The 26,754-nt window shown below is 46.9% G+C and carries 17 protein-coding genes; 14 read left to right on the top strand and 3 right to left on the bottom strand.

Translation table 11 applies throughout. The annotated features are described in order from the left end of the window. Positions 1-92 precede the first annotated feature (92 nt). On the bottom strand, positions 93-602 hold the full coding sequence (locus tag ABHV44_RS01250) for an acyl-CoA carboxylase biotin carboxyl carrier protein subunit (RefSeq protein ID WP_459072819.1): 510 nt from the start codon (positions 600-602) through the stop codon (positions 93-95). 45 nt (positions 603-647) lie between these two features. On the opposite strand from ABHV44_RS01250, the gene ABHV44_RS01255 reads away from it, so the two are divergent. The 7 genes from ABHV44_RS01255 (at position 648) to ABHV44_RS01285 (ending at position 7,738) form a co-directional block, all read left to right on the top strand. Next, a complete protein-coding gene (locus ABHV44_RS01255; RefSeq protein WP_459072820.1) occupies positions 648-1,460 on the top strand; it encodes a metallophosphoesterase family protein in 813 nt (270 codons plus the stop codon). After that, on the top strand, positions 1,460-2,053 hold the full coding sequence (locus tag ABHV44_RS01260) for a hypothetical protein (protein WP_459072821.1): 594 nt from the start codon (positions 1,460-1,462) through the stop codon (positions 2,051-2,053). Before ABHV44_RS01255 ends, ABHV44_RS01260 begins: the two co-directional genes overlap by 1 nt. Before the next feature lie 433 nt (positions 2,054-2,486). Next, complete coding sequence (locus ABHV44_RS01265; RefSeq protein ID WP_459072822.1) at positions 2,487-5,153, top strand: M1 family aminopeptidase; 2,667 nt, start codon at positions 2,487-2,489, stop codon at positions 5,151-5,153. Positions 5,154-5,315: 162 nt separating this feature from the next. Continuing rightward, positions 5,316-6,449, top strand: coding sequence for a radical SAM family heme chaperone HemW (gene hemW / locus ABHV44_RS01270; RefSeq protein WP_459072823.1), 1,134 nt, complete (start codon positions 5,316-5,318; stop codon positions 6,447-6,449). After that, entirely contained in the window at positions 6,446-7,213 is a 768-nt protein-coding gene (locus ABHV44_RS01275) for a cyclase family protein (RefSeq protein ID WP_459072824.1), read from the top strand. Before hemW ends, ABHV44_RS01275 begins: the two co-directional genes overlap by 4 nt. Positions 7,214-7,223: 10 nt before the next feature. Continuing rightward, positions 7,224-7,466, top strand: coding sequence for a hypothetical protein (locus ABHV44_RS01280; protein ID WP_459072825.1), 243 nt, complete (start codon positions 7,224-7,226; stop codon positions 7,464-7,466). Then, entirely contained in the window at positions 7,436-7,738 is a 303-nt protein-coding gene (locus tag ABHV44_RS01285; protein WP_459072826.1) for a type II toxin-antitoxin system RelE/ParE family toxin, read from the top strand. Before ABHV44_RS01280 ends, ABHV44_RS01285 begins: the two co-directional genes overlap by 31 nt. Here ABHV44_RS01285 and ABHV44_RS01290 read toward each other — a convergent pair. Then, positions 7,735-9,768 carry a urocanate hydratase gene (locus tag ABHV44_RS01290; RefSeq protein WP_459072827.1) on the bottom strand — a complete coding sequence of 678 codons (2,034 nt, stop codon included), beginning with the start codon at positions 9,766-9,768 and terminating at the stop codon, positions 7,735-7,737. The two genes, ABHV44_RS01285 and ABHV44_RS01290, sit on opposite strands and share 4 nt — an antisense overlap. 65 nt (positions 9,769-9,833) lie before the next feature. After that, positions 9,834-10,007: a DUF5522 domain-containing protein gene (locus tag ABHV44_RS01295; protein WP_459073006.1), complete on the bottom strand. Its 174-nt coding sequence runs from the start codon at positions 10,005-10,007 to the stop codon at positions 9,834-9,836. A 151-nt stretch (positions 10,008-10,158) separates the two neighbouring features. On the opposite strand from ABHV44_RS01295, the gene ABHV44_RS01300 reads away from it, so the two are divergent. The 7 genes from ABHV44_RS01300 (at position 10,159) to ABHV44_RS01330 (ending at position 26,754) form a co-directional block, all read left to right on the top strand. Continuing rightward, positions 10,159-11,118 carry a 1-aminocyclopropane-1-carboxylate deaminase/D-cysteine desulfhydrase gene (locus tag ABHV44_RS01300; RefSeq protein ID WP_459072828.1) on the top strand — a complete coding sequence of 320 codons (960 nt, stop codon included), beginning with the start codon at positions 10,159-10,161 and terminating at the stop codon, positions 11,116-11,118. A 97-nt stretch (positions 11,119-11,215) separates the two neighbouring features. After that, on the top strand, positions 11,216-11,386 hold the full coding sequence (locus ABHV44_RS01305; protein ID WP_459072829.1) for an addiction module protein: 171 nt from the start codon (positions 11,216-11,218) through the stop codon (positions 11,384-11,386). Positions 11,387-11,770: 384 nt separating this feature from the next. Further along, positions 11,771-13,672 (top strand): amidophosphoribosyltransferase, encoded by a 1,902-nt coding sequence (locus ABHV44_RS01310; RefSeq protein WP_459072830.1) that lies wholly within the window; start codon positions 11,771-11,773, stop codon positions 13,670-13,672. Positions 13,673-13,741: 69 nt separating this feature from the next. Next, positions 13,742-14,704, top strand: a complete 963-nt coding sequence (locus ABHV44_RS01315; protein WP_459072831.1) for a T9SS type A sorting domain-containing protein — start codon at positions 13,742-13,744, stop codon at positions 14,702-14,704. A 73-nt stretch (positions 14,705-14,777) separates the two neighbouring features. Beyond that, positions 14,778-15,242: a COG2426 family protein gene (locus tag ABHV44_RS01320; protein ID WP_459072832.1), complete on the top strand. Its 465-nt coding sequence runs from the start codon at positions 14,778-14,780 to the stop codon at positions 15,240-15,242. Between the two features lie 64 nt (positions 15,243-15,306). After that, positions 15,307-16,383, top strand: a complete 1,077-nt coding sequence (locus ABHV44_RS01325; protein WP_459072833.1) for a PA0069 family radical SAM protein — start codon at positions 15,307-15,309, stop codon at positions 16,381-16,383. A gap of 189 nt (positions 16,384-16,572) precedes the next feature. Further along, positions 16,573-26,754: a T9SS type B sorting domain-containing protein gene (locus ABHV44_RS01330; RefSeq protein ID WP_459072834.1), complete on the top strand. Its 10,182-nt coding sequence runs from the start codon at positions 16,573-16,575 to the stop codon at positions 26,752-26,754.

Genomic DNA, 26,754 nt, shown 5'->3' on the forward strand with positions numbered 1-26,754 from the left:
AGAGCTAACTGAGTTGATTTTATTTACTCAGAAAGACATGGCTGATCGCCTTTTTTAGAAATCTGAATTTAGAAAAACTGAAGCGCCTGAACTTACTCAAACTCGATAAGGACAGCGTTCTTCTCAACCGATTTGCCTTCTTCTACTTTCACGCTTTTCACTACTGCTTCATCCTGTGCTTTTATGACGTTTTCCATTTTCATGGCCTCCAGGATCAACAGTGGCTCGTTCTTTTCCACTTCCTGTCCTGGCTCTACCATCACGCTAAGCACTTTCCCCGGCATAGGAGCTTTTAGTTCCTTTTGCTTGGCAGCCGCAAGGTTTTCGAGCCCCATTTCTTTGAGTAGTCGGTCATACTCATCTTCGAGCTCGATGCTGTAGGCATTTCCGTTAACCGCAATTTTGTAAACCTTTTCTTCACTATCGTATCCAAGCAAATCAATGTTAAAAGATTGATTGTTTTTTAGCACGTGAAAACTGTCTTCCCCGGTTTTAATGAGGTCCAGCTCAAATGCTTTTTCATTTACCTTTCCTTCGATAATGTCACCGAGCAACATTTCGATTTCGTAGGTGTTCTTCTTGTTTACAGTTGCTTTTATCAAATCCTAAGAGCTTTAATTCGTTATGCCTAATTGCAGATGTCAAAAATGAAGAAGTCGCCTTTTGTTCACCTGACCTTTCTGCTGTTGCTATCGCTTTCTTTTAGCGGTTGCGACTGGTTGGAGTACAGCCCCAATCAGCTAATTCTGGACGAAGATAATAAAAACCTCACCGAACGGAATATTTCCAAACTGCAAGCTACTGCTGAAAAGGACTCACTAAGAATAGCTGTGATTGGCGACACTCAGAGGCATTACGAAGACACAGAGAGTTTTGTGGAAGCAGTGAATGGCAGAGGCGATATTGATCTGGTAATCCACACTGGCGACATTACAGATTTTGGACTCAGCCAGGAATTCAACTGGATGGGCGAAAGGTTAAACCAACTGAATGCTCCCCACTTTACGGTGATTGGGAACCACGACTTTGTGGCCCAGGGAGAAGACGTTTACAACGAGATGTACGGACCTTACAACTACAGCTTTAACCACTCCGGAGTGAAGTTCATTTTCCTGAACACCAACAGCCGGGAGTTCAATTTCAATGGAAGGGTACCGGATCTTGATTGGCTCGAATCTGAGGTCCAAAATTCAGAAGGTTTTGAGTTGGCAGTCGTTGTGATGCACGTCCCCATTTTCAGTCAGGATTTCGACTCGGGCCTCGAAAGTGAATTTCTCGAAATTCTATCAAGCTCGCCAACTCCTGTGCTTACCTTAAACGGTCACCACCACAACTACGGCAGTGGAGAGTTAAAAAATTCTGGTGTTCCGTATATCAACACCGACAGCGTGGGCAAAGAACGGTTCGTTTTGCTCGATATCAAATCGGGCGCATTTTCTCACCAAATCATTGAGTTTTGATGAGGAGGACGATTCTAACTTTCGTGGCTTTAGCTCTTGGACTTGCGGCTTTTTCTCAAGAAGGTGATGAAAAAGTAGACTGGATTCCAGACCACGCTCTGGGCGAGTTTGCTGGTGGAAAAGGAGTTTTATCTGTAGGCTTCGGATACGAAAACCGAGTCAAAAACCTGCAGTTCGATTTTCAGCTTGGCCATCTGCCAGAGCAGTTTGCCGCAGGTGATGGCTTCTGGATTTTGACAACCACAGGAACCTACTCTTTTTGGAACATCGAAAAGGACGATTTTCATTTCAAGCCTATTAGAGCTGGAATGCACCTCAGCTTTTCTACGGGAGATGATTTTTTTATCAATTCGGCACTTCAAGAAAGATACCCCAGGAAATACTATTGGTGGTCTTCGGCTTTTCGGTTCAATGTTTTTATCGGAAGTGAAGTGACTTATTCGCTTGGCGATAAGAACCGCATATCGGCATTTTATGAGCTTGGAACCAACGACCTCTACCTGGCGAGTTATTTTCACGATGACAATTACGAAGCTTTGTCCGTTTCCGATATAATGGTTCTCGGCCTCGGTGTGAAGTTCTCGTGGAAGTAGGACGTTGCAGATTTTAGGATGGTGAACTAACCATAATGTCGTCCCTCCGGGACTCTCGTTTTTTAATCGTCAAACCCGGATTCTACCAAAGTGTCGTCCCGCTGGGACTTAGGTGGTTAATTCCAAGCACCAAGTTTCAACTGGCAACTGGCAACTGGCAACTGGCAACTGGCAACTGGCAAAAGTCCTAATTCCAGTCGGCCACACAACTTTATCTCTAATTCACCTCCAAAAGCATCAGGCACCAAGCTTTAAAATTCCGAAAGACAATAACTCGAACCACTTCAATTCCTCAATCCCTTAATCCCCCAATTACCTCAATCCCTATTTCCCTCCTTTCTCCCACCCTTCATCCAATCCATTTTCCGATAAACCGAATATTGTTTCGCCAGCTGAGTCAATCACTTAATTTTGCCGGTAAATTGAAACCCTCATGAACAGAATCTCTTTAGTGGCCATTTTTGCAGCGACCATCTTTTTTTCTGGTTGCAAGCTTTTGAGCAACTCCAACGAATCTGCTGAAACCTCGGCTCCTCAGGTAATCGACCTTCCGGAAATTGAAGTGGAACCAAAACCTGAAAAAGTTTATCGCGCCTCGAACACGATCACCAACGATTTGCTGCACACGCGCCTCGATGTTTCCTTCGACTGGGAAAAGCAGCACTTGCTTGGAGAAGCCGAACTCACCTTTAAGCCACATTTCTACGATGTGGACAGCCTGGTGATTGACGCCAAAGGGATGGACCTCCACAAGATCGCCATGATGGGCGAAAACAACCAGAAGAAAGATTTGAGCTTTAGCTACGACAGTCTGAAAGTTTTCATCGACCTCGACACTACTTTTTCCAGGACAGACACGTTCATGGTTTATATCGATTACACCGCTCGCCCAAACGATTTGCCGGAAGGTGGAAGCGCGGCAATTTCTTCTGACAAGGGGCTTTACTTTATTAACCCAATGGGCAACGAAGACAAGCCTCAGCAAATTTGGACACAGGGAGAAACTGAAGCGAGCTCGTGTTGGTTCCCAACGATGGACACGCCAAATGAAAAAACCACCCAGGAGATTTTCATCACGGTAGATGACCGATTCAAAACCCTCTCAAATGGCGAGTTGGTTTACAGCAACTTTAATGCAGACGGCACCCGCACCGACTACTGGAAACAGGATCTTCGTCACGCTCCTTACCTCTTCATGATGGCGATTGGAGAATTCTCTGTGGGTCGCGACAAGTGGATGCGCGAGAGCGGAGAAGAAATTCCAGTCGACTACTACGTGGAAGAAGAGTATCAGGATTACGTTTTCAAGATTTTCGGTAACACTCCCGAGATGATCGAGTTTTACTCAAACGCGTTGGGCTACGAATACCCGTGGGCAAAGTACAGCCAGGTGGCCGTTCGCGACTATGTTTCGGGAGCAATGGAGAACACTTCTGCCAGCATTTTTGGAGAATTTGTTCAGCAAACCGATCGCGAGTTGCTCGATGGCGACAGTGAAGCAATTATCGCTCATGAGCTTTTCCACCACTGGTTTGGCGACCTGGTAACCTGCGAGTCGTGGGCCAACCTACCGCTCAACGAATCATTTGCGACTTACGGAGAGTACCTCTGGTTTGAACACAAATACGGAAAAGACAAGGCTGACTACCATCGTCAGAATGCGAATGGCGGTTATTTTTCCGAAGCGCAAAACAAGAAAGTGGATTTGATTCGATTCCACTACGACCACCGCATGGACATGTTTGACGCGCACTCTTACAACAAAGGTGGCTCCATTTTGCACATGCTCAGAAAAACGATTGGCGATGAAGCATTTTTTGCTTCACTGGAAAAATACCTCAAGGACAACGAGTTTGAACCTGCCGAGATCCACCACCTCAGACTTGCCGTTGAGGAAGTGACAGGGAAAGACATGAACTGGTTTTTCAATCAGTGGTTTTTGAACAGCGGTCACCCGGTGCTCGACATCAGCTATTTCTACAACGATTCGCTAAAACAGCAGCAAGTGGTGATCAAGCAGATGCAAAACCTCGAATCGGCTCCGATCTTTAAGCTCCCCATCGACATTGAAATTTGGAACGGTGACGAATACCGCAGACAACGCGTTTGGCTGGAGCACGATGAGCAGATGTTCAGATTCGATGTAGACTCGAAGCCGACTCTCGTGAAAGTGGATGCAGACAAATCACTGCTTGCCCAAAAAACAGACAACAAGCCAGACGAAATGTGGCAAGAACTCTGGGAAAACTCATCAAATTACTTCGATCGCTACGAGGCGCTGAACGTTGCGCTGAACCGAAGCATTCCCGGTGATACCACAATTATTTTTGAAGCACTCACCGATCCTTTTTGGAACATTCGCGCAATGGCGTTGGGCGGTGTCGACAAAATAGAAGCTGCCAGACCTCAAATCGAAAACGTGCTTAACCAGATGGTTGACCACGACTCGAACTCGCGTGTGGTGGCAACTGCGATTGAAACACTTGCAGCGACTTACCCAGAACAGAACTACGAGCAGCTTTTTGTCAACCACCTCAGCGATAGCTCTTACACTGTGATTGGGTCAGCACTCAAAGCACTTCACAAGGTGAATCCGAAGAAGGCGATGACAGAAGCTAAAAAACTCGAAGATGAAGAATCAATGGAGATTTTATTGAACATCGCAGAGCTTTACGCGGCTGACGGAAGTCCGAAGCACAACGAGTTTTTCATTGCGAAGTCAAAAGAAGTCACCGGATTCGAGCTTTTCCCATTTATGCAGAGTTACTCGGCATTTCTCACCGGGCAAAACGATCAGGTGATCAACAAGGCAATTCCGGTTTTTGAGAGCACCGTGACTGACACCGACACCTGGTGGATAAAGTACAGCGGCTATCAGGGGTTGACCAACATCAGAGGGGACTACAAAGCTCAGTTGGAGAGTCTTGAAAAAGAACTCTCAGCAGCGCAGAGCTCGGAAAACTCAGACCCGAAGCAAGTCGAAAACCTGAAGAGTGAAATCTCCAGAATTGAAGCTCAAATTGCCAAAGTGCAGGAGGTTCTGGAAGAGCTGAAGGAGAATGAGACTAATGAGCGGATTCTTGGCATGATGGGAGAATAGCTTCGGTGCTGTCATCAATAAACTTGCACTTAAGCTTGAAATATAATGTTCAAGTTCGAGGCTTGTGAAGTTTTGAAAGCAAGGAGTTTACTTTCGTAAATGACTGGTTTCAAAACTAGCGTAACGAAAAAATCGGACATTTATAGACGAGCGTAAAAATCAATGGCAGGAATCTACATCCACATACCGTTTTGTAAGCAGGCCTGCCACTACTGTGACTTCCACTTTTCGACTTCGCTGAAGCAGCGGACTGAGTTGGTAGAGTCGATTCGCAGGGAGCTCGAGCTGCGAAAAGGCTACCTCAACGATCAACCGGTAGAAACCATCTACTTCGGTGGTGGAACTCCCAGTTTGCTGAACCCACAGGAACTGCAGTCGATTTTGGATAAAGTCTACGAGTTGTTTCCGGTAACCGAAAATCCAGAAATCACGCTGGAGGCCAATCCGGATGATCTTTCAGAAGAAAAGCTGAAAGAGTTGGAAGCACTGCCGATCAACCGGCTCAGTATCGGCATCCAATCTTTTCGGGCTGATGACCTCAAAATGATGAACCGGGCTCACGATGTGGAGCAGGCTCTAACCTGTGTTCCGTCAGCTAGAAATCATGGTTTTAAAAACATTTCAATCGACCTGATTTACGGCATTCCGGGATTGACAAACGAGGAGTGGAAAGCTAACCTGCAACAGGCTTTCGATCTAAAGCCCGATCACATTTCCAGCTATTGCCTCACCATTGAGCCGGGAACTGCCTTTGCACACTTCGTGAAAAAGGGAAAGCTAAACCCAGTTGACGAAGAAATGGCCGCCAACCAGTTTGAAATAATGGTGAAGGCGATGAAGGAAAACGGTTTTGATCACTACGAGGTTTCCAACTTCGGAAAAGCAGAGTTTTACTCTCGTCACAACACGTCATACTGGCTCAGCAAGCACTACCTCGGAGTTGGTCCTTCGGCACACTCTTTTGATGGAAAAAGTCGCTCGTGGAATGTCGCAAACAACAGCCGCTACATCAAGTCGCTGGAGAAAGACGGACTTCCGATAGAAACCGAAGAACTGAGCTTAAACACTCAATACAACGAGTACATCCTGACTTCTTTAAGAACGATTTGGGGCGTTTCAGTGGAAAAAATGAAGACTGAATTTGAAGTCGATTTTGAAGAGAAGTTTGCAAACGAATTGAAGCGATTCAAAGATGAAGGCTGGATAAAAAAACAAGCCGACACCTGGAAAGTCACCGAAGAAGGAATGCTGATGGCCGATGGAATTGCCGCAGAATTCTTTATTATTGAATCATGATCGCAACCATCAAAAAAGGAGACAGGGAAGTCAAAGTCGACTTGTCAAAACCCATCGACATCAGTTTGCTTCTTTCCTCAAAAGAAGGCGCCTTAGCCTGGTACGTTGATCCGGTTTCCATCGAACCGGTGATGACCGAGCAGTTCACCGGAAGTGTGAAATTGGGTGGCTCGGTGAATTTTCGAGACATCAAATTTAACCCACACGGAAACGGCACCCACACAGAATGCGTGGGTCACATCAGCCATGAAGAGTACAGCATCAACCAGACTTTGAAAAACTACTTTCACTGGGCCCGATTGATCTCGGTACAACCAGAAGTTGCTGACGGATCAAAAGACGGAACCCAAAAAGGCGATCGAATTATCACTGCAGATTTACTTAAAGAAAAGCTGAAAGGATTTGATGGAAAGGCCATCGTGATCAGAACTCTTCCTAACGATTCGCTCAAAAAAACCACCAACTACTCAAACACCAATCCGGCTTACCTAACTACTGATGCCATCCAGGCAATTCTCGATGCCGGAGCAGATCACCTTCTGCTCGACCTACCTTCAGTAGACCGTGAAGAAGACGGAGGTGCACTGGCAGCTCATCACCTCTTTTGGAATTATCCTTCAAATCCAAATCTGGAGAGAACCATCACCGAATTGATTTTCGTTCCCGATGAAGTGAAAGACGGGGATTATCTGCTGGAAATTCAGTTTGCCCCGTTTGAAAATGACGCTTCGCCTTCGAGGCCGGTTTTGTATTCTTTTTCTTAATTTTATTCCTATGAGCATCAAACAATTAATCATAGACCGGATATCTGAAATTGAGAATGAATCTGTTCTCAAAGAAATCCTGCAACTTATCTCGGCAGAAACAGAATTCACTGAAGTCTACACGCTGAACCCGCAACAAGAAAGCAAGGTTAATGAAGCCTTTGAAGATATTTCGAGAGGCAGAACTATGACTCAGGAAGAATCTGAAAAATTTATTTCAGAATGGTTGAAAAAACAGTCCACTGGTCTCTAAGAGCGAACAGGGACAAACTGGCAATCTTCGAATACTGGATTAATAGAAATAGGTCTATTACTTACGCCCAAAAACTTGAGCGACTCTTCAATGAGGCCATGAAATTAGCCGCAACCTTTCCTGAAGCCGGTACCCCCACGAACACTAAAAAGGTGAGGTATAGGCAAATTCGTCATTTTAAGATCTTCTATCAAATCAGCGAAAAATCACTGATTGTCCTATTAATCTGGGACGATAGACGAGATACCGCGAACCTTCCTTATTTAGATTAACCCTTCAAAACCCCCTTCACCAAATCATCATCCGCCACATTCGGCAAAGTCACTTTCAGTCTTGGCTCTTCTTTCATCGCTCGTTTGATGGCGAAGATGGCCCCTTCGTTTCTGGCCCAGCTTCTGCGTGCAATTCCGTTGTTTACATCCCAGTGGAGCATCATTTTTAGTCTGCGCTCGCTGTCTTCAGATCCATCGAGGAGCATTCCAAAACCTCCGTTGATCACTTCGCCCCAGCCTACTCCACCCCCATTGTGCAGCGAAATCCAGGTGGCTCCGCGGAAACCGTCTCCCACGAAGTTTTGCACGGCCATGTCGGCTGTGAATTGAGATCCATCATAAATATTTGAAGTCTCACGGTAAGGCGAATCTGTTCCCGAAACATCGTGGTGGTCGCGACCGAGAACTACCGGTCCGATCTCACCTTTGGCGATAGCATCGTTGAACGCTTTGGCGATCTTCATTCGACCTTCTGCATCGGCATAAAGAATTCTTGCTTGCGATCCGACTACCAGTTTATTTTCCTGTGCTCCCTGAATCCACTGGATGTTGTCCGCCATCTGTTGCTGGATTTCTTCAGGTGAGTTTTTGCGGATTTCTTCGAGCACTTCGCAGGCAATGTCATCGGTTTTTTGAAGATCCTCAGGCTTGCCGCTCGTACAAACCCAGCGGAACGGACCAAAGCCATAATCGAAACACATCGGCCCCATGATGTCCTGCACGTAAGAAGGATAGATGAACCCATCACCGTCTTCGTTCATGATATCGGCTCCGGCACGGGAAGCTTCCAACAAGAAGGCATTTCCGTAATCGAAGAAATAAGTTCCTTTTGCAGTGTGGTTATTGATTGAAGCCGCCTGCTTTCTCAGTGATTCCTGAACTTTCACTTTAAACTGCTCAGGATTTTCGGCCATCATTTTGTTGGACTCTTCAAAGCTCAATCCTGCCGGATAGTAACCACCAGCCCACGGATTGTGAAGCGATGTTTGGTCGGAACCAAGATCAACGTAAACGCCTTCTTTATCGAATTTCTCCCAGACATCCACAATGTTTCCGAGGTAGGCAATCGACACGACTTCTTTACCTGCTTTTGCCTTCTTCACTCTTTCTGTCAGCTCGTCCAGGTCTTCGATAATTTCATCCACCCATCCTTGTTTGTGGCGCTTGTGAGCCGCGTTTGGATTCACTTCTGCAGTCACCGAAACACAACCAGCAATGCTTGCTGCCTTTGGCTGAGCCCCACTCATTCCACCGAGTCCGGCTGTGACGAAAAGCTTTCCGGCCAGTCCTTCGCCCGACTTTGAAATTTTTCTTCCGGCATTTAACACGGTGATCGTTGTACCGTGCACAATTCCCTGAGGCCCGATGTACATGTAAGAACCTGCAGTCATTTGTCCGTACTGTGTCACACCCAGCGCATTAAATTTCTCCCAGTCGTCTGGCTTGCTGTAGTTCGGAATCATCATCCCGTTGGTCACCACCACTCTCGGTGCATCTTTGTGGGAAGGAAAAAGCCCCTGCGGATGGCCGCTGTTCATGATCAGTGTCTGCTCTTCGGTCATCTCCGAAAGGTATTTCATCACCAGTCTGTACTGCGCCCAGTTTTGAAAAACCGCTCCGTTTCCACCGTAAGTGATCAGTTCATGCGGGTGCTGCGCCACTGCCGGATCGAGATTGTTTTGGATCATCACCATTATCCCCGCAGCTTGCTGGCATTTAGCCGGATACCAGTCTATCGGTCTGGCCAACATTTCGTAATCTGGACGATAGCGATACATGTAAATTCTTCCGTAATCTTTCAACTCCTGCGCAAACTCAGGTGCCAATTCAGCGTGCTGCTCTTTGGGGAAGTAGCGCAGAGCATTTTTCAGCGCCAACTGCTTTTCCTTTTCATTCAAAATTTCTTTTCGCTTCGGTGCGTGATTAGCTTCCGGATCATAGGGTTTTGCAGCAGGAATATCCGAAGGAATTCCCTCCACAATAGCTTTCTGAAAATCTTCTTTGGACATGGTGTCTGTGAGCGTTGGCATAACTGAAAAATTTTTGATCGTGTAAAGTTAATGAGACTTGGGCAAAACAGCCATTTTCGGGCAGATCACTTCGCCTTGCGATTGGTAAATCCATAAGGGCAGTGCTTACAGCCACTGCGGCAGCAATAGCCTCTTTTTAAATGATACTTCTCTGTAAAAACTATGTAGCCTTCTGGACTTTTATAAAAGTCTTCGGGATCCAGCTTACGGAACGGGTTAAAGCCCGACATGTCATCCATCTCTGCCATCGGTCTGCTCTTTCAAAATTAGTTTGGTTACGGCTTTGCAACAATCGAATGCAAAAAAAGTTATTCCATTTTTCACATCGAAAAGAAATCGTTCAAAATGCCAGTTGTTCGTGAATGACTGAGAAAAATTAAATTGCGTTTCATGATTGATCTCGACAAAGCCATAAATAAGGAATTGACTTTCTCCTTTCTGGAGAAGGCAGGAGTAAAACTCTTCCTCAAAAGGTTGGATCGCATTCACCCGGAGGTTCAGGGAAACAAGTTTTTCAAGCTTAAATACAACCTCGAAAAAGCCCGTGAACTCGGCCACAAAACGATTCTCACTTTTGGCGGAGCCTGGAGCAATCACATCTTTTCTACTGCTGCTGCAGGAAAGGAATTTGGTTTCGAGACGATTGGAGTGATACGGGGCGAAGAACCTGCAGAGTACAGCGACACGCTGAAATTTGCCAGGGGGTGCGGAATGAAACTTCAATTTGTTTCGCGAGCCGAATACCGTGAAAAGAATGAAGACTACTTCAAAGCGTGGCTGCGCGATCTACACGGCTCGGTTTACATCATTCCCGAAGGCGGTTCCAACTTTCTCGGTGTAAATGGCTGCATGGAAATCCTTGAAAAAGAGGATGTGGATTACGACCTCATCGCCACGTCTTGCGGAACAGGAGCCACTTTGAGCGGGATCGTTCTCTCACTAAAAGACAATCAAAAAGCCTGGGGCTTCCCGGCTCTTAAAGGCGGTGAGTTTCTTAGAGAAGAAATCAACAGTTTTACCGGTTGGACGCTGGGCGATCCGGCAGTAGGAAAGGAATTCGATCACAAATTCGACCTCATCACAGACTACCATTTTGGTGGCTTTGCCAAAACTACACCGCACCTTTTGGCCTTTATGAAAGAGTTCGAAGATACAACGGGAATTCCACTCGACCCGATTTACACTGGCAAAATGATGTATGGTTTACTAGAGCTAATCGCACATGGTAAAGTGAAATCCGGAACAAAAATTTTGGCGATTCACACGGGAGGATTGCAAGGCAGAATGGGGAAGGAATTAAATGCTCAACCTGAGATGGTCTCCCCTCTCGCTCATTTGATTCGGGCATAGAGAGGATTTCTTAAATTTGATTACAGACACTCAATGCACCATGAAAGAAGTCACACTCTAAATACCAGAGAATAAAGTCAAGTTTTTCCTTGAACTCGTGAAGCACCTGGGCTTCGAAATCTCTGACGAAACGGAAACTTCGCACGACTATGAAATTCCAGAAGAGCACAAGCAAATTGTGAGGGAACGAATGAAGCACTATGAGCAGAATCCAGGTAGCGCCAAAAAATGGGATGATATAAAAGATAAATCCAACCTGGATGACTAAAAGTCCGGATATTATAGTTCTTTAAGAAGCCGAAGTAGATATTCAAAAATCTATCCGTTGGTACAATTAACAGAAACCTGGATTAGGCCGAAGATTTTACAAAGAAGTTTATAAATCCTTAGAAGAACTCAAGTCCGTTCATTTTTTTCAAATTCGTTACGATACCACGCGTTGCTACCCCCTAAAGAAATTCCCATTCATGGTTCACTTTTCTGTTGATGAGAAGAAAAACGTGATCTACATCCAGGCCGTTTTCCACACTTCCAGAGATCCGAAAATCCGGAAAAAACGGAATTGAAAACGAACGACTTCACCTTTGAGAATTTAACTTTCCATTCCTATTAAAATCCGTACTTTTGCAGCTCAAATTTCGAGCAAATTCCAATGAGTGACGCTATCAAGCACGAGTGCGGAATCGCACTTCTCCGGTTAAAACAACCACTCGACTATTACCGCAAAAAATACGGAACAGCATTCTACGGCCTAAACAAAATGTACCTGCTCATGGAGAAGCAGCACAACAGAGGTCAGGATGGTGCCGGTTTGGCCAACATCAAACTCGATGTGGAGCCCGGCAAGCGCTACATCAGCAGAATGCGATCGAACAGCAACAAGCCCATTGCCGATGTTTTCGATCAGGTAAACAGTCGATTTCAGGAACTCGAAAAGAACGACCCTGAAAAACTCAAAGACGTACAGTACCTGAAAGACAACTTCGGATTCACTGGAGAGCTTTTTCTCGGTCACCTGCGCTATGGTACTTTTGGGAAAAACAGCATCGAAAGCTGTCACCCGTTTTTGCGCCAAAACAACTGGATGACCAGAAACCTGGTTGTTGCCGGAAACTTCAACCTCACCAATGTTGACGAGCTTTTTGGACTGCTTGTAGAACTCGGACAGCACCCAAAAGAAAAAGCCGACACCGTTACGGTGATGGAGAAAATAGGTCACTTTCTGGATGAAGAAAATGAACGCCTCTTTCAACTCTACAAATCACAGGGCTACTCCAAAAAGCAAATTTCAGATCGCATCGCAGCTAACCTGGATATTCAGGGGATTTTGCAGCGATCTGCAGAAGACTGGGACGGTGGTTACGCCATGGCCGGACTCATGGGTCACGGAGATGCATTCGTTCTCCGCGATCCTTCGGGAATACGCCCGGCATTTTTCTACGAAGATGACGAAGTTGTGGTGGTCACTTCAGAGCGCCCGGTAATTCAAACGGCTTTCAACGTGCCCATCGAGAGCATCAAAGAAATTGATCCGGGACACGCGCTGATTATCAAAAAAGACGGTAAGGTGAGCATGAAGCAGGTGCGCGAACCACTAGAACGAAAAGCTTGCTCATTTGAACGAATCTACTTTTCTCGCGGAAGCGACAAAGACATCTACGAGGAGCGCAAAAACCTCGGTAGGTTCATCGTCCCAGCCATTTTAAAATCGGTGGACTACGACTTGAGAAATTCGGTTTTCTCGTTTATCCCCAACACGGCTGAGACTTCATTCTACGGAATGATTAAAGGCGTAGAAGATTATCTGAATGAGGTAAAGCTGAAGAAGATTAAAAAGCGTGGATTGGATGAAAATGACGAAGAGCTCATCGACATCCTGAGCATTCGACCAAGAGTTGAAAAAATTGCGATTAAAGATGCCAAGCTCCGAACTTTCATCACGCAGGACGATGCCCGCGATGACATGGTGGCCCACGTTTACGACATCACTTACGGCACCATCAAAGACAAGGAAGATAACCTGGTGGTGATCGATGACAGCATCGTTCGCGGAACAACTCTTCGCCAGTCGATTATTCGTATTCTCGACCGCCTGAACCCCAAGAAAATTGTTGTGGTTTCGTCTGCTCCCCAAATTCGCTATCCGGATTGCTACGGCATCGACATGGCCAGAATGGGCGACTTCATTGCTTTCCAGGCTGCGGTGGCACTTCTCAAAGAAAACGGAAAAGAAGATGTGCTTAAGTCGGTTTACCAGAAGTGCAAAGAGCAGGAAAACCTACCCAAAGAGCAGATAAAAAACTACGTGAAAGAAGTTTATGCACCGTTTTCGGCAGATGAAATATCTGCCAAGATTTCTGAACTTCTCACACCACCTGAAATCAATGCAGAGGTAGAGATCATTTATCAGACGATAGAAAACCTTCACAAGGCTTGTCCAAACAACCTGGGAGATTGGTACTTCACTGGAAACTACCCAACGCCTGGTGGCAACAAGGTGGTGAATAGGGCTTTCATTTACTACATGGAAGGCCGAAAAGAAAGAGCCTATTAGGTATCTTCGGGTGTTAGGTTTTGGATTGTCTTTTGAGATTTTCATATTCGTGAAAACTCAAAGCGACTTATGAAAAAACTGATACTTTCACTTACGACAACTTTCTGTGTATTAACGGCCTTCACTCAGATCACTGTGACTGCATCTGAACACAATCCAAGCGTGGGCGATCAATTCACTCAGCAAATTGTGAGTTCTCTACCGGGAGGTTTCAATGCAGGACCATCGGGCGAAGACGTGACCTGGGATTTTTCATCGCTGGAGCCTTCGAGTTCGGCACCAGTGGATATTGAGTCCAGCAGCAACGCTGACTTTCCCGAAGCGGATATTTTTTTCAACCAACAGGGAACCAACACCTACTTTGGAACTGGCAACAATGCTTTTACTTTTTATGGGACCTCTGGCTCAGGTGCAAGCATCATCTACACTGACGGCCAGGATCAAATGAGATTTCCATTCACCTATGGCGATAGTTACTCAGACACTTATTCGGGTACCATCGACATTTTCGGTCAGAATTTCGATCGGGAAGGAACAGTTGATGTAACATCAGACGGCTATGGAACTTTGATTACTCCTGAAGAAACTTTCTCCAATGCACTGCGCATCCAAATCGTGAGGAATGCTCAAGAATCTACATCGGGCCAGGTTGTGACAACTACTACTGACACCATCTATTTTTGGTACGAGGAGAATATCAGCTTCCCAATTGCCACTTATTTTAGAAACTACTCAGATGGCCAAATGACCGGAGAACTCTTCAACTATCTAGGTGATGGTACTATCGATGTGCAGGAACAGGAGCCAATTCATGCTTCCGTTTACCCAAATCCAGCTTCTGAAAAAGTACAGATCAAAGGACTTAAAGGCGAACAGTTTTTTGTTGAAGTCCTCGATCTCACAGGAAAAATCCACCGGAAGGGTGAAAATCTCAGATCAGTGGATGTAAGTGAGCTGGAAACCGGCATCTATCTGATTCGGATCTCTATGAGTGGAGATCGTCAAAAGGTGCTCAAGCTGATTAAGGACTAACTTCGATATTTAGAAATATTTAGAATCGCCAATTTATCATTTCAATTACCTTTGCGCTTCTGAAAATTTTGGAATGATAACGCACTTAGCTTGGGTATTTCTTATAAGTATTTCTCCACTTGGAGAAGCCAGAGTCGGCATTCCCTATGGCATTATTCGAGATGTTAATCCGGTTTTGGTCTTTCTGGTTGGGCTCTCCGCCAACTTACTGGTTTATCCCTTGCTGACTTTCCTGATCGACAAATTCGACACGCGTTTTTGGAAGTATAAGAGTTACAGGAGGCAAAGCATTAAGCTCGCAAGACGCGCCAAGTCCGGGATTGGTGAAAGAGTGCAGAAATATGGCTTCTGGGGACTTATGCTTTTTGTAATGATTCCATTGCCCGTCACTGGTGCTTACATGGGGACAATCGCAGCTCACGTTTTCAAAGTGAAACGAAGTCACGCGCTCCTGGCCATCAGCCTCGGAGTGATTATTTCCTGCATGATCGTAGCTTTCACCGCTCACTATGGAAAAACCGGTGTGGAAAGAATGTAGTCTCATCACATTCACTATCTCTTGTTGATTATTTTTTCGCTCATTATATTAGCACTCTAATAAAATGAGTAATTCCAAGAAAGATATTCACGGACGCGGTGCGCAGCACAATCCGCACAACAGGTTTGAAGCAAATCAATACCTGACTGACGAAGAATATCTCGAATACTGTCACCTGGAAGGTGAAGAACCGGAATCGAACAAAACCAACTACCTCGAAGTATTTCCGAAATCCATTATCAGTAAAAACAACAGCCCGGATATCGGATTCAACTATTCAATTAATCCGTACCAGGGTTGCGAACATGGCTGCGTTTACTGTTATGCCAGAAACAGCCACGAATATTGGGGATACAGTGCCGGCCGCGACTTCGAGAAAAATATCCTGATTAAGAAGAATGCTCCTGAATTACTGGAGAAAGCATTCGCCTCTAAATCTTACAAGCCTGAGATTATCGTAATTTCCGGCAACACCGATTGCTATCAGCCAGCCGAGCGAAAGTTTCAACTCACGCGTCAGCTGCTGAAAACGTGCTTGCGCCATCGTCACCCTGTAGGCCTGATCACCAAAAACAGCTTAATACTCCGCGATCTTGATTTACTAAGGGAGCTAAATGAAAGAGGTCTGTTGAGAGTAACTATCTCGATCACCTCACTTGACGAATCTCTTCGAAGGGTTTTAGAACCTCGAACGGCCAGCGTTAAACAACGACTAAAAACGGTAGAAGTCTTATCCCAAAATGGAATAGCCGTTAACGTAAATATGGCTCCAATTATACCAGGGATGAACAATCACGAAGTGTTTAAACTCGTGGAAGAAGTTGGAAAACGGGGAGCCAAAACTGTGAGCTACATCATGGTGAGACTCAACGGTCAAATTGCCGAGATTTTCGAAAAATGGGTAGAAGAAAAGTTTCCAGACCGATCTGAAAAAATTATTAACCAGATTAAAGCCACCCACTCAGGGACTCTCAACGAAAGCCGTTGGAAGACACGAATGAAAGGCGAAGGAAGATACGCTGAGCAAGTGAAACAAATGGTAGAACTCGCTCGAAAACAGTTTTTACCCAAATGGGAAAAAGAGCCTCTTAATTTTGACGACTTCATTCCACGCCACACTTCTCAGTTAAAGATGTTCTAAAAGCCTTTCCTCATTCCTACAACCTTGTAGGAAAAGTCAACATGGTCTAAAGGCCGGCTTCTTACACTGCTACTACTTTAATAGTGGTAGAATTGCTCTGCAAATTAGGGTAACCTAAACCGCTAAAACGAGTAAATCTACTGAATGGCAAGACCATTCAGAAGGTCAAAATATTTAAGGAGCAATTAAATGAAAACGTCAACTTCTGCCCGAATTAGACGTGCAACGCTAACTGTTGCATTCCTCTGTGCTATTTTCTCTGTGCATGCCCAGTTCGATACACAATTCTGGATGCCCCCGATTTGGGAAACCGGCAACGCCCAGCAAAACCAACCATCAGAGCTTTTTATCTCTACGCCATTTTCCAATCCGGTAGATGTGCATATCGAGACTTCTGATGGAACTACTCTCGTGATCGACACGGTGGTATCTTCGGGAAACCCTCTCAACATTCCGCTCACTCCTTCCCTTGGGATGACTCAGATTTCAAACCAGATTTTGCAAAATGGGTTTCTGATAAATTCCTCTGCAGCGATTCAGGTTTCGCACAGAGTTTCCGGAGTGCACAACCAAACGGTAGTAACATTGAAAGGAAGAAGCGGACTCGGAACAGACTTTTGGACGGGCAGCCAGGTTCGAAATCAAAACGCAACTTACGGTCCCAACGAACATCACTTCATCTCCGTGATGGCTACGAAAAACAATACTCAGATCACCATTGAAACTCCTTTCGACATGTATCAGCCGGGTGCGGGAGATCTTCCAAACCCATTTACACTCACGCTTGATGCAGGAGAAAGCTATTTGGTGAGAGGCCACGGTCCCACCGAGCACGTAGCCGGAGGTCATGTCACCAGCGACAAAGAAATTGTAGTGATTAGTGGCTCTACCCACACGCGCATTCAAGGAGGCGGTGCGGCAGATGGAGGAACAGATCAGCTCGTTCCTATCGAATTAGTAGGCACAGATTACATCATGATCAAAGGAAAAAACGACAACCCTTTTGACTATGTGATTGTGGTGGCCACAGAAGACGATACAGAAGTAAGGAGAAATGGAATTCCCGCTCCTATCGGCACTCTCGATCAGGGAGAGTTTTTGAGCTACACCCTCAATGGCAATTTTGGGAATCCTCTTTATATCCACGCGGATAAGAAAGTTTACACCTACCACGTAACCGGTGCATCCGATGATGATGAAGTTGGAATGTCACTCATGCCTCAGCTAAACTGCACGGGGAGTCGCTACGTGGAGTTTTCTCTTTTCGATCAGAATGCTGACTACCAGGCGATGAATGTGATAGCCACGACAGATGCCTTATCGACACTCGAGTTGAATGGCGTACCTTATACGGATTACGATGCAGCAATTATCCAAAATGTTCAGGGAAATCCAGATTACGTGGGAGTTACTTTCCCTCAGGAAACTCTCCAAAATGACAACATCATTTCATCTGACGGCTTTTTCCACGTTGGATTTCTAACAGGAAACAACGGAGCAACAGGGACCTACGGATTCCTCTCTGGTTTCGATGATGCTTTCGAATTCATTGATCCTTTCGAGAATGTTCCTTCCACAAACTACACCGTTGACACGCTCTGCCCTGGTGACATTGTTTACCACTGCATGGAAGTCTACAGTTGTGGAAACGACCACAACATTGTAGAGTTTTCGGATAGCGAGGGTGAAGTTACGGTAGCACCATCTCAGGCTCCTTATGACACGTGCTTCGCTTACACTGCTCCTTTTAACTTCACAGGAAAAGACACTGTCACTTTTAGCCTCACCAACAGGTTCGATTTCGAAGATCAAATCGATTTGGTTTTCCACATTGTCGATCCCGACACGCCCATCGATGCCGGAGCTAACCAGGAATTCTGCGGTGAAACAAATGCTTTTTTGAGTGCTGTTGATCCAGATCCATTGGTGGATGGCTACTGGACTGTAGTCGCTGGCGGAGGAACCATTGCTGACCCACTCGGTCCCAATACCGAAGTCACAAACCTGTCGGTTGGAGAAAATATTTTCCAGTGGAACCAGGACTATGGATGCGCACTAAATACTGATCAGGTTACTATTACCATTTTTGATGGAACGCTGCCTGCGGCAAATGCCGGCAACGATGAAGACATCTGCTCAGATCAGACTTCACTTCAACTTGATGGAAGCCCTTTGAGTGAAGGCGCTGTGGGCACCTGGAATGTTACTTCAGGAAATGCTTTTATAAGCGATGAAAACGACCCAAATGCTCAGGTGTCGAACCTACAGGTGGGAACAACTATCCTCACCTGGACAGTGGAAAACGGTCCGTGTTTGGGTGGAAACACAACTGATGAAGTACAGATAGATGTGTACGATCAGAACCAGCCTGCGGCAAATGCAGGCGAGGATCAGGAATTTTGCGAAGCCAATTTTGTGCTTTTCGAAATGGAAGGAAACGATGTGATCGCACCGGCAACGGGCCAATGGACAGTGCTCGAGGGAACCGGAACTTTTGACGACCCAAACGATCCGAATGCGGAAGTCTCCGGTCTTGCACTTGGATTGAACCGTTTTGAGTGGACAATCGACAATGGCCCTTGCGGAACTACCTCCGACATCGTGCAAATTTTTATTTACGACAGCTCTGTGCCCGTGGCCAATGCCGGAAGCGATGACGCCATCTGTTCGAGCGACCAGATTTATAACCTCCAGGGTAGTGCTCTCGGAACTACCGCCAATGGCACCTGGACAGTGATTTCAGGTGCTGGAGTTTTCAGTGATTCTTCCGATTCGCAGACAGTCGTTTCAAATCTTCAGGTAGGGGAAAATATTTTTGAGTGGACCGTAGAAAATGGCGCTTGCGGAAACTCCTCTTCCGACCAGGTGACGATCACGGTTTACAACTCTTCTGCTTCCATAGCCGATGCTGGGGAGGACGAAGAATTTTGTGAAACAGGCTTCACTTCAGCTTCACTTTCGGCAAACTCTCCAGTTAGCCCTGCAACTGGAACGTGGACGGTTGTTAGTGGAACCGGAACTTTTGCTGATGCCAACGATCCGAACACAACTGTCAGCGGCCTGTCAGTTGGATCCAATATTTTTGAATGGACTTTAGACAACGGACCGTGCTCAAGCGGTGACTCAGATCAGGTAGAAATCACACTTTTCGAAGGCGCTCAAGCTCCGGCAGAAGCAGGTCCCGATGCGTCTTATTGCACGCCCACCAGCACCTACTCGATGCAAGCCACCGCAGCTGTATCGCCCGCTGTGGGGACCTGGACACTCGAAAGTGGAAACGGAACTATCAGCGATATCAACGATCCAAACGCCAACATTAGTGGTTTGGGAATCGGTGAAAATGTTTTTCGCTGGACTGTCCAAAACGGACCTTGTGGGGGATCGAATTTCGATGAAATTACCATCACCATTTTTGACGAAAATGCACCCGTAGCTGAAGCAGGCCCAGACCAGGAACACTGCTACAATCTGGCCGTTTCTGTGACGGCAGACATGGACGCTTCGCCAGTGCCAGGACCGGGCACGGGAACGTGGACAGTCATTCAGGGTGGCGGGAATTTTTCCGATCCAAACGATCCGAATGCCACAGTGACCAACCTTCCTGTGGGTGAAAATATTTATGAATGGACTGTAGACAACGGAGCGTGCTCTGGCGCATCGAGCGATCAGGTAACCGTTTTAGTTTACGACATCTCACAACCAGCAGCTGACGCAGGCGATCTAATCGAAATCTGCTCTACGCAGTCTTCAACAACATTGAACGCCAACTCCCCGGTTTATCCTGCTTCTGGCCAATGGGAATTGGTTGACGGCTCCGGAACTTTCGCAGACCCTACCGATCCAATCACGTCTGTTTCAGACCTGAGCATCGGGATAAACACTTTCCAGTGGACAATCACCAACGGGCCTTGCGATCCTGCGGCAACTTCTGACGAAGTTACTGTGATCGTGTACGATGAAAACGCCCCAAATGCCGATGCCGGACCCGACCAATCGATCTGCTCTGGAGTTGCTTCGGTAACGATGGATGCCAGCAACTCGGTTTTCCCTGGAGTTGGTACCTGGACGCTCGTCAGCGGTCAAGGTGACATCAGTGACCCCAATTCATCATTTCCAGAAATCACCAACCTCGGTGTGGGCGAAAATGTATTTGAGTGGACCATCGATAATGGCCCTTGCCCTTCTGGAATCACAGTAGATCAGGTGTCGATTTTCGTGCACGAAGAAAGCGCACCAGCAGCTTCTGCAGGTCCCGATCAGGAACTTTGTCTACCAACAGATTTTACAACTCTCGCAGGAAACGAACCGATCTTTCCGGCAACAGGTGAATGGATTTTGGTTTCAGGAACAGGCACGATCACCGATCCAACGCAATTCAACACCACAGTTACAGGTCTTGGTGTTGGCGAAAACAGATTTAGATGGAATACGAACAACAGCCCGTGTAATCCGGGAATCACTACAGACGAAGTTTCGATTTTCGTTTACGACAATGCCGCAACGACAGCCGATGCAGGTGCAGACCAAGAGTTTTGTGAACCTATCAGCTCAACTACACTCAACGCCAACGCAGCAGTTTTCCCCGCCACCGGACAGTGGACAGTTGTGAGCGGAACCGGAATCATTGACGACCCAACCAATCCAAACACAGAAGTAACCGGCTTGACTGTCGGAGAGAATATTTTTGAGTGGACCATCGACAGCGGAGTTTGCGCAGGTGAAGACAGTGATCAGGTATCAGTTTTCATTTTTCCAACCGATCAGCAAGAGTCCAATGCCGGACCAGATCAGGAGTTTTGCTCCACGGTGAGCTCTGCCAGTCTTTCGGCTAATAGTGCCACCTTCCCGGCAGTTGGAACCTGGACAGTTGTTAGTGGAACAGGAGCTTTTGCGGATGCGAACGACCCCAACACTACAGTCTCAGGACTGACCGTGGGAGTCAATACTTTTGCGTGGACAATCTCCAATGGGCCTTGCACTCCAGCGACCACCACAGACGAGATCACAATTCTCATCTTTGACGACAACGCTGACGATGCCGATGCGGGAGCCGATCAGGAGTTTTGCTCGAGTACCACATCAACCGTTCTTCAGGGAAACAGCGTGCCAGCTCCCGGTCAGGGGACCTGGACAGTTGTCAGCGGAAACGGCTCTTTTAGCGATATCAACGATCCGAACGCAACGGTTTCCGGTCTTGAAGTTGGAGACAACGTGTTTGAATGGACCATCGAAAATGGCGGCTGTGCCGGAGGAACTACTTCCGATCAGGTGACAATCAGTCTTTACTTTGAAGACGCAGCAGCAGCGAATGCCGGGGGAGATCAAAACTTATGCTTGCCAGAAACATCTACTTTCCTTGAAGCCAACTCACCAATTTACCCGGCCACTGGTCAATGGACTCTCGTGAGCGGAAGTGGTTCTTTTGCAGATGCCACGAACCCCGCAACCGAAGTCACTGGACTGGGTACTGGAGCAAATGTTTTCGAATGGACGATTACCAACGAGCCTTGTGCAGGAGGATCAACTTCAGATCAAATTACAGTGACGGTCTACAACAGCGGTGGAACTCAGGCTGATGCCGGTGACAACCAGGAACTTTGTCTACCAACAACTTCGACCACGTTGGATGCCTCTGTACCTCAATCTCCGGGAGTGGGTACATGGACGGTTTTCCAGGGAACTGGATCTTTTTCCGATGTCAACGACCCGCAATCGAATGCTACTGGACTCTCACTGGGAGTCAACAGGTTTGTCTGGACTCTGGACTACGCAACTTGCGGAACGCAGCAAGACACAGTGGACATCATCGTTTTTGACAACACAGTGGCCGATGCAGATGCGGGAGCTGATCAGGAGTTTTGCTCCACGACTTCAACAACAAACCTCAACGCAACGGCCGTAACTGCTCCAGCACAGGGAACCTGGACGTTATTTTCTGGAAGCGCAAACATTTCAAACCCTAACAATCCCAACACTCAGGTGAGCAACCTGACTCAGGGTGAAAACATTTTTGTGTGGACGATCTACAACGGAACTTGCGCCAACCCAGCAGTAGAAAGTGACACGGTTTCAGTTTTTATCTACAACCAAAATCAGCCTGCGGCAAATGCTGGCGATGATCAGGAAATCTGCAGCAGCACGAGCTCAGTGGAACTCTCTGGAAGCAACTACACTTATCCAGGCGTAGGAACCTGGTCAGTGATTTCAGGAAGTGGAGTCTTTAGCAATGAAAATGATCCGCAAGCCACGGTAACCGGACTTTCTGTGGGTGAAAACATTTTTGAATGGACAGTCGAAAACGGAGCCTGTCCGTCTGGAACCACCACCGATCAGGTAAGCATTTTTGTGTTTGATGAAAACCAGGCTATGGCAGATGCAGGAAACGATCAGGAACTGTGTACCCCTATCGGATCGATTTCATTAAACGGAAATTCGCTCACCACTCCAGCAACCGGGCAATGGCTTCTGCTCAGCGGAACTGCCACGATTCTAGATCCTACAGATCCAAACACAACCGTAACCGGTCTTGGAGTAGGTGAAAACGTTTTCCGCTGGACTGTGGACAACGGACCTTGCGGACCTTCTACCAATGACATCGTTACGATCACTGTTTACTCCTCCGCAGCTGCCGATGCAGACGCTGGAACCGACATTGAGATTTGCTCGACAACCAGTCAGGTTACGCTTTCGGGTAACAGCCCAATTGGCGCAGCCGAGGGAACCTGGTCAATTGTTCAGGGCAGCGGAAACTTTAGCAATAGTTCGAGTGCTACGCCAAGCGTAACCGGACTCTCTGTTGGAGAAAACATTTTTGTGTGGACCATCGACAATGGAGTTTGCTCCAATGGAATCACATCTGACTCTGTTTCTGTATTTGTTTTCGACACGAGCGCGCCACTAGCCAATGCCGGAGTCGATCAGGAGTTTTGCAGTCCAACCTCGACTGCATTGTTAAATGCCAATCCTGCGGTTTTCCCTGCAACGGGAACCTGGCAGTTGGTGAACGGAACGGGAACGATTACAAATCCAAACGATCCTAACTCGGAAGTAACGGGACTAACAGTAGGCGCTAACATTTTTGAATGGACAGTAGAAAACGGCCCTTGCGGAAGTAGCGTTTCGAGCGATCTGGTTACAATTTTCATTTTTGATCAAAACCAGACGGACGCCAATGCGGGCCCAGATCAACAGCTTTGCACACCGAACATCAACACAAACCTCGCGGCAAATGGAGTTACAGCTCCAGCTCTCGGACAATGGACGTTGATTCAGGGAACTGCAGAAATCGAAGAGCCTTTTAATCCAACAACCGATGTGAACGACCTCGGACTTGGCAACAACGTCTTCGTTTGGACTATCGACAATGGAGCTTGCGGTGGAATCACCACCGACACTGTTACTGTAGCCGTCTTCCAACAAAACGCCACAACAGCAAATGCAGGTCCGGATCAGGAATTTTGCGGAGCTCAGCCGAGCACCAACCTCATCGGGAATGCTCCTCAGGGAGCGCAAACCGGGGAGTGGACACTTTTCTCGGGTACTGGTACTATTCAATCACCAGAAAGCAATGTGACGGCTGTGACCAATCTTTCTGTGGGTGAAAACATTTTTGTGTGGTCTATCGACAACGGATCTTGCGGAGTTTCTACTGATACCGTTTCCGTGATTCTCTTTGACAACGCAAACCCACCGGCTGATGCAGGCGGAGACCAGTTCTTCTGTACCCCGGTGAGCACTGCCCAGATGACCGCGACTACACCACTCGACCCGGCCGAAGGAACCTGGACTCTGATTTCCGGAAACGGAACAATCAACGACATCCATAATCCGCAGACAAACATCAGCGGACTGACTATTGGTGAAAACGAATTCGTATGGGAAGTTTACAACGGGCCTTGTGGATCGCTTACCACCGATACAATTTCGATTTTTATTTACGATGAAAATGCACCTGCAGCAAATGCTGGCGATGACATCGAAATTTGTTTTCCTCAAACTACAGCAACGCTCGATGGAAACGAATACTACCCGCCAGCTTCGGGTCAGTGGAGTTTGCTCTCCGGAACGGCAATCATCGCGCAGCCGAGCAATCCAAACTCGATTGTCTCCGGTCTTTCGGTAGGAACAACGGCTTTTGTTTGGACGCTCGACAATGGAGCGTGCTCAAACGCCATAACCTCGGATACCGTTTATGTTTCCGTTTTTGAAGACGGAGCTGTTTCTCAGGCAGGAGCAGATCAGTTCCTGTGTACGCCAACTTCTACAACTGAACTTGAGGCCAACACCCCTTCTTCGCCAAACGTTGGGACATGGAACGTGGTAAGTGGAAATGGAATTTTTGAAGATGTAAATGATCCTGACACTGAAGTTAGCGGTTTGACCGTTGGCGTGAACACATTTACCTGGAGTGTCGACAACGGAGCCTGTGCGAACAGTGCTGTCGTTGATACCGTTCAGATTTTCGTGAACGACAACTCGATGAGTGACGCGTTTGCCGGAAGCGACCAGCAACTCTGTCAGCCTAACAACTTTACTCAACTTGAAGCCGCTGCACCGATATTCCCTGCTACCGGTAGTTGGGCAGTCATCAATGGAACAGCAACATTTGACGATTCTTCGGATCCCACAAGTCAGGTAACCGATCTCAGTACTGGAATAAACACATTTGTTTGGACAACAGAAAACGGAGCCTGTAATTCGGTTTCTAGCGACACAGTGATTGTTTCACTCTTCGATGAAAACATTCCGCAGGCGGATGCCGGAGAAGACATCGAAATTTGTACACCAACAAGTTCAGTACAACTCAATGCTACACCTCCAGTCTCACCAGCGCAGGGAACCTGGACAGTGATGAGTGGAAGTGCTTCCATCAGCGATGTGAACGACCCGAATGCCACGGTAAGTTCGTTGACAGTAGGAGTTCATTCTCTTCGATGGACAGTGGACAACGGAGCATGCGCTCAGGGTGGAAGTTTCGATATGGTGAACATCACTGTTTTCAATGAAAATGGAGGACTTGCCGATGCAGGTCCTGACCAGGAGCTTTGCGGCCCGATTGACAACACAACATTGGAGGGAGTGGCACCGATCGCTCCAGCTACAGGAACGTGGAGCATCATCGAAGGTACAGGCTCGCTATCGAATGTGAATGATCCTTCTGCTCAACTCAGTGGAATGGGAACTGGTGAGTACCTACTTACCTGGACTGTTTACAATGGAAACTGCGAAATTGCCGGAGTCGACTCTGTCCGAATCACAGTTTTCGACCCATCTTCACCAATGGCTTCTGCGGGAGTGGATCAGGAATTCTGTTCACCTTTTAACGGTACAACCCTGGAAGGAAATCAGCCAGTTTCGCCAGCTTATGGTGAATGGACAGTGATTAGCGGAAACGCAACAATAGCAGACTCAAGCATTGCCAATACAACTGTCGATGAGCTTGACTTTGGTCAAACAATACTCACCTGGCAAATCTACAATGGCCCTTGCGCATCGGGAGTAAGTACAGACACCATCAACTTGTTTTTGAACAACACTGATGTGGCTATGGCCAATGCCGGGGAAGACCTGAGCTTTTGCAGTGCAGTGGACTCACTTCAACTTGGAGGTAGCGTAACGATCGGCAACACTGCTTTTGGAGAGTGGACGATCCTACAGGGCACTGGTGAATTTGCCAACACGGCCAATGAAGTTTCTTACGTCTACGATTTGCCAATTGGAGAGCACATTTACGAATGGACGGTTAACAACGGTTTTTGTGGAGTAACCTCAGATACGATGTCTGTTTTTGTGTATGATGAAACGGTAGGAGAAGCTTACGCAGGAGAGGATCAGGAAATTTGCGAAGACGAGTTTTATCCATTCGAGTTGATGGGAGAAGAACCCCCGCATCCAGGTACTACTACCTGGGAAGTGATCTCTGGCCCTGCCCAACTTCAGGATCCATCAAATCCTCAAACAACCGTGCTTTCACTCGGTAACATCAATCAACCTCTGGAAGATGTGACGAGCACTTTCACATTCACCATCGACAACGGAGTCTGCGGAACATCAACCGACACCGTGGCATTCATTCTTCAGGATTGCCTGACCCTGGAAGTTCCCGATGCGTTCTCGCCTAACGGTGATGCTTACAACGAATTCTTTGTGATTCCGAACATCGAGAATTATCCAAACAATTCATTAAAAATCTTCAATCGATGGGGTGCTCAGGTTTATGCTGCGGCACCGTATCAAAATAAATGGCGCGGTGTCAGTGAGCATTCGGCTACGATAGGTCAGGAGTTACCTGTCAGCACTTACTACTACATCCTCGATTTGGGAGTGGACCACATCAAGCCAATTACCGGATTCATTTACCTAAGAAGGTGA

The organism is Halocola ammonii, from assembly GCF_049334165.1.
Classification (GTDB): domain Bacteria; phylum Bacteroidota; class Bacteroidia; order Flavobacteriales_D; family Sanyastnellaceae; genus JBEGHD01.

Bases quoted from the DNA above. Each gene is read 5' to 3' on its own strand.
- ABHV44_RS01255 (WP_459072820.1), top strand. From the start codon at position 648: ATGAAGAAGTCGCCTTTTGTTCACCTGACCTTTCTGCTGTTGCTATCG.
- ABHV44_RS01260 (WP_459072821.1), top strand. From the start codon at position 1,460: ATGAGGAGGACGATTCTAACTTTCGTGGCTTTAGCTCTTGGACTTGCG.
- ABHV44_RS01265 (WP_459072822.1), top strand. From the start codon at position 2,487: ATGAACAGAATCTCTTTAGTGGCCATTTTTGCAGCGACCATCTTTTTT.
- hemW (WP_459072823.1), top strand. From the start codon at position 5,316: ATGGCAGGAATCTACATCCACATACCGTTTTGTAAGCAGGCCTGCCAC.
- ABHV44_RS01275 (WP_459072824.1), top strand. From the start codon at position 6,446: ATGATCGCAACCATCAAAAAAGGAGACAGGGAAGTCAAAGTCGACTTG.
- ABHV44_RS01280 (WP_459072825.1), top strand. From the start codon at position 7,224: ATGAGCATCAAACAATTAATCATAGACCGGATATCTGAAATTGAGAAT.
- ABHV44_RS01285 (WP_459072826.1), top strand. From the start codon at position 7,436: ATGGTTGAAAAAACAGTCCACTGGTCTCTAAGAGCGAACAGGGACAAA.
- ABHV44_RS01290 (WP_459072827.1), bottom strand. From the start codon at position 9,768: ATGCCAACGCTCACAGACACCATGTCCAAAGAAGATTTTCAGAAAGCT.
- ABHV44_RS01295 (WP_459073006.1), bottom strand. From the start codon at position 10,007: ATGGATGACATGTCGGGCTTTAACCCGTTCCGTAAGCTGGATCCCGAA.
- ABHV44_RS01300 (WP_459072828.1), top strand. From the start codon at position 10,159: ATGATTGATCTCGACAAAGCCATAAATAAGGAATTGACTTTCTCCTTT.
- ABHV44_RS01310 (WP_459072830.1), top strand. From the start codon at position 11,771: ATGAGTGACGCTATCAAGCACGAGTGCGGAATCGCACTTCTCCGGTTA.
- ABHV44_RS01315 (WP_459072831.1), top strand. From the start codon at position 13,742: ATGAAAAAACTGATACTTTCACTTACGACAACTTTCTGTGTATTAACG.
- ABHV44_RS01320 (WP_459072832.1), top strand. From the start codon at position 14,778: ATGATAACGCACTTAGCTTGGGTATTTCTTATAAGTATTTCTCCACTT.
- ABHV44_RS01325 (WP_459072833.1), top strand. From the start codon at position 15,307: ATGAGTAATTCCAAGAAAGATATTCACGGACGCGGTGCGCAGCACAAT.
- ABHV44_RS01330 (WP_459072834.1), top strand. From the start codon at position 16,573: ATGAAAACGTCAACTTCTGCCCGAATTAGACGTGCAACGCTAACTGTT.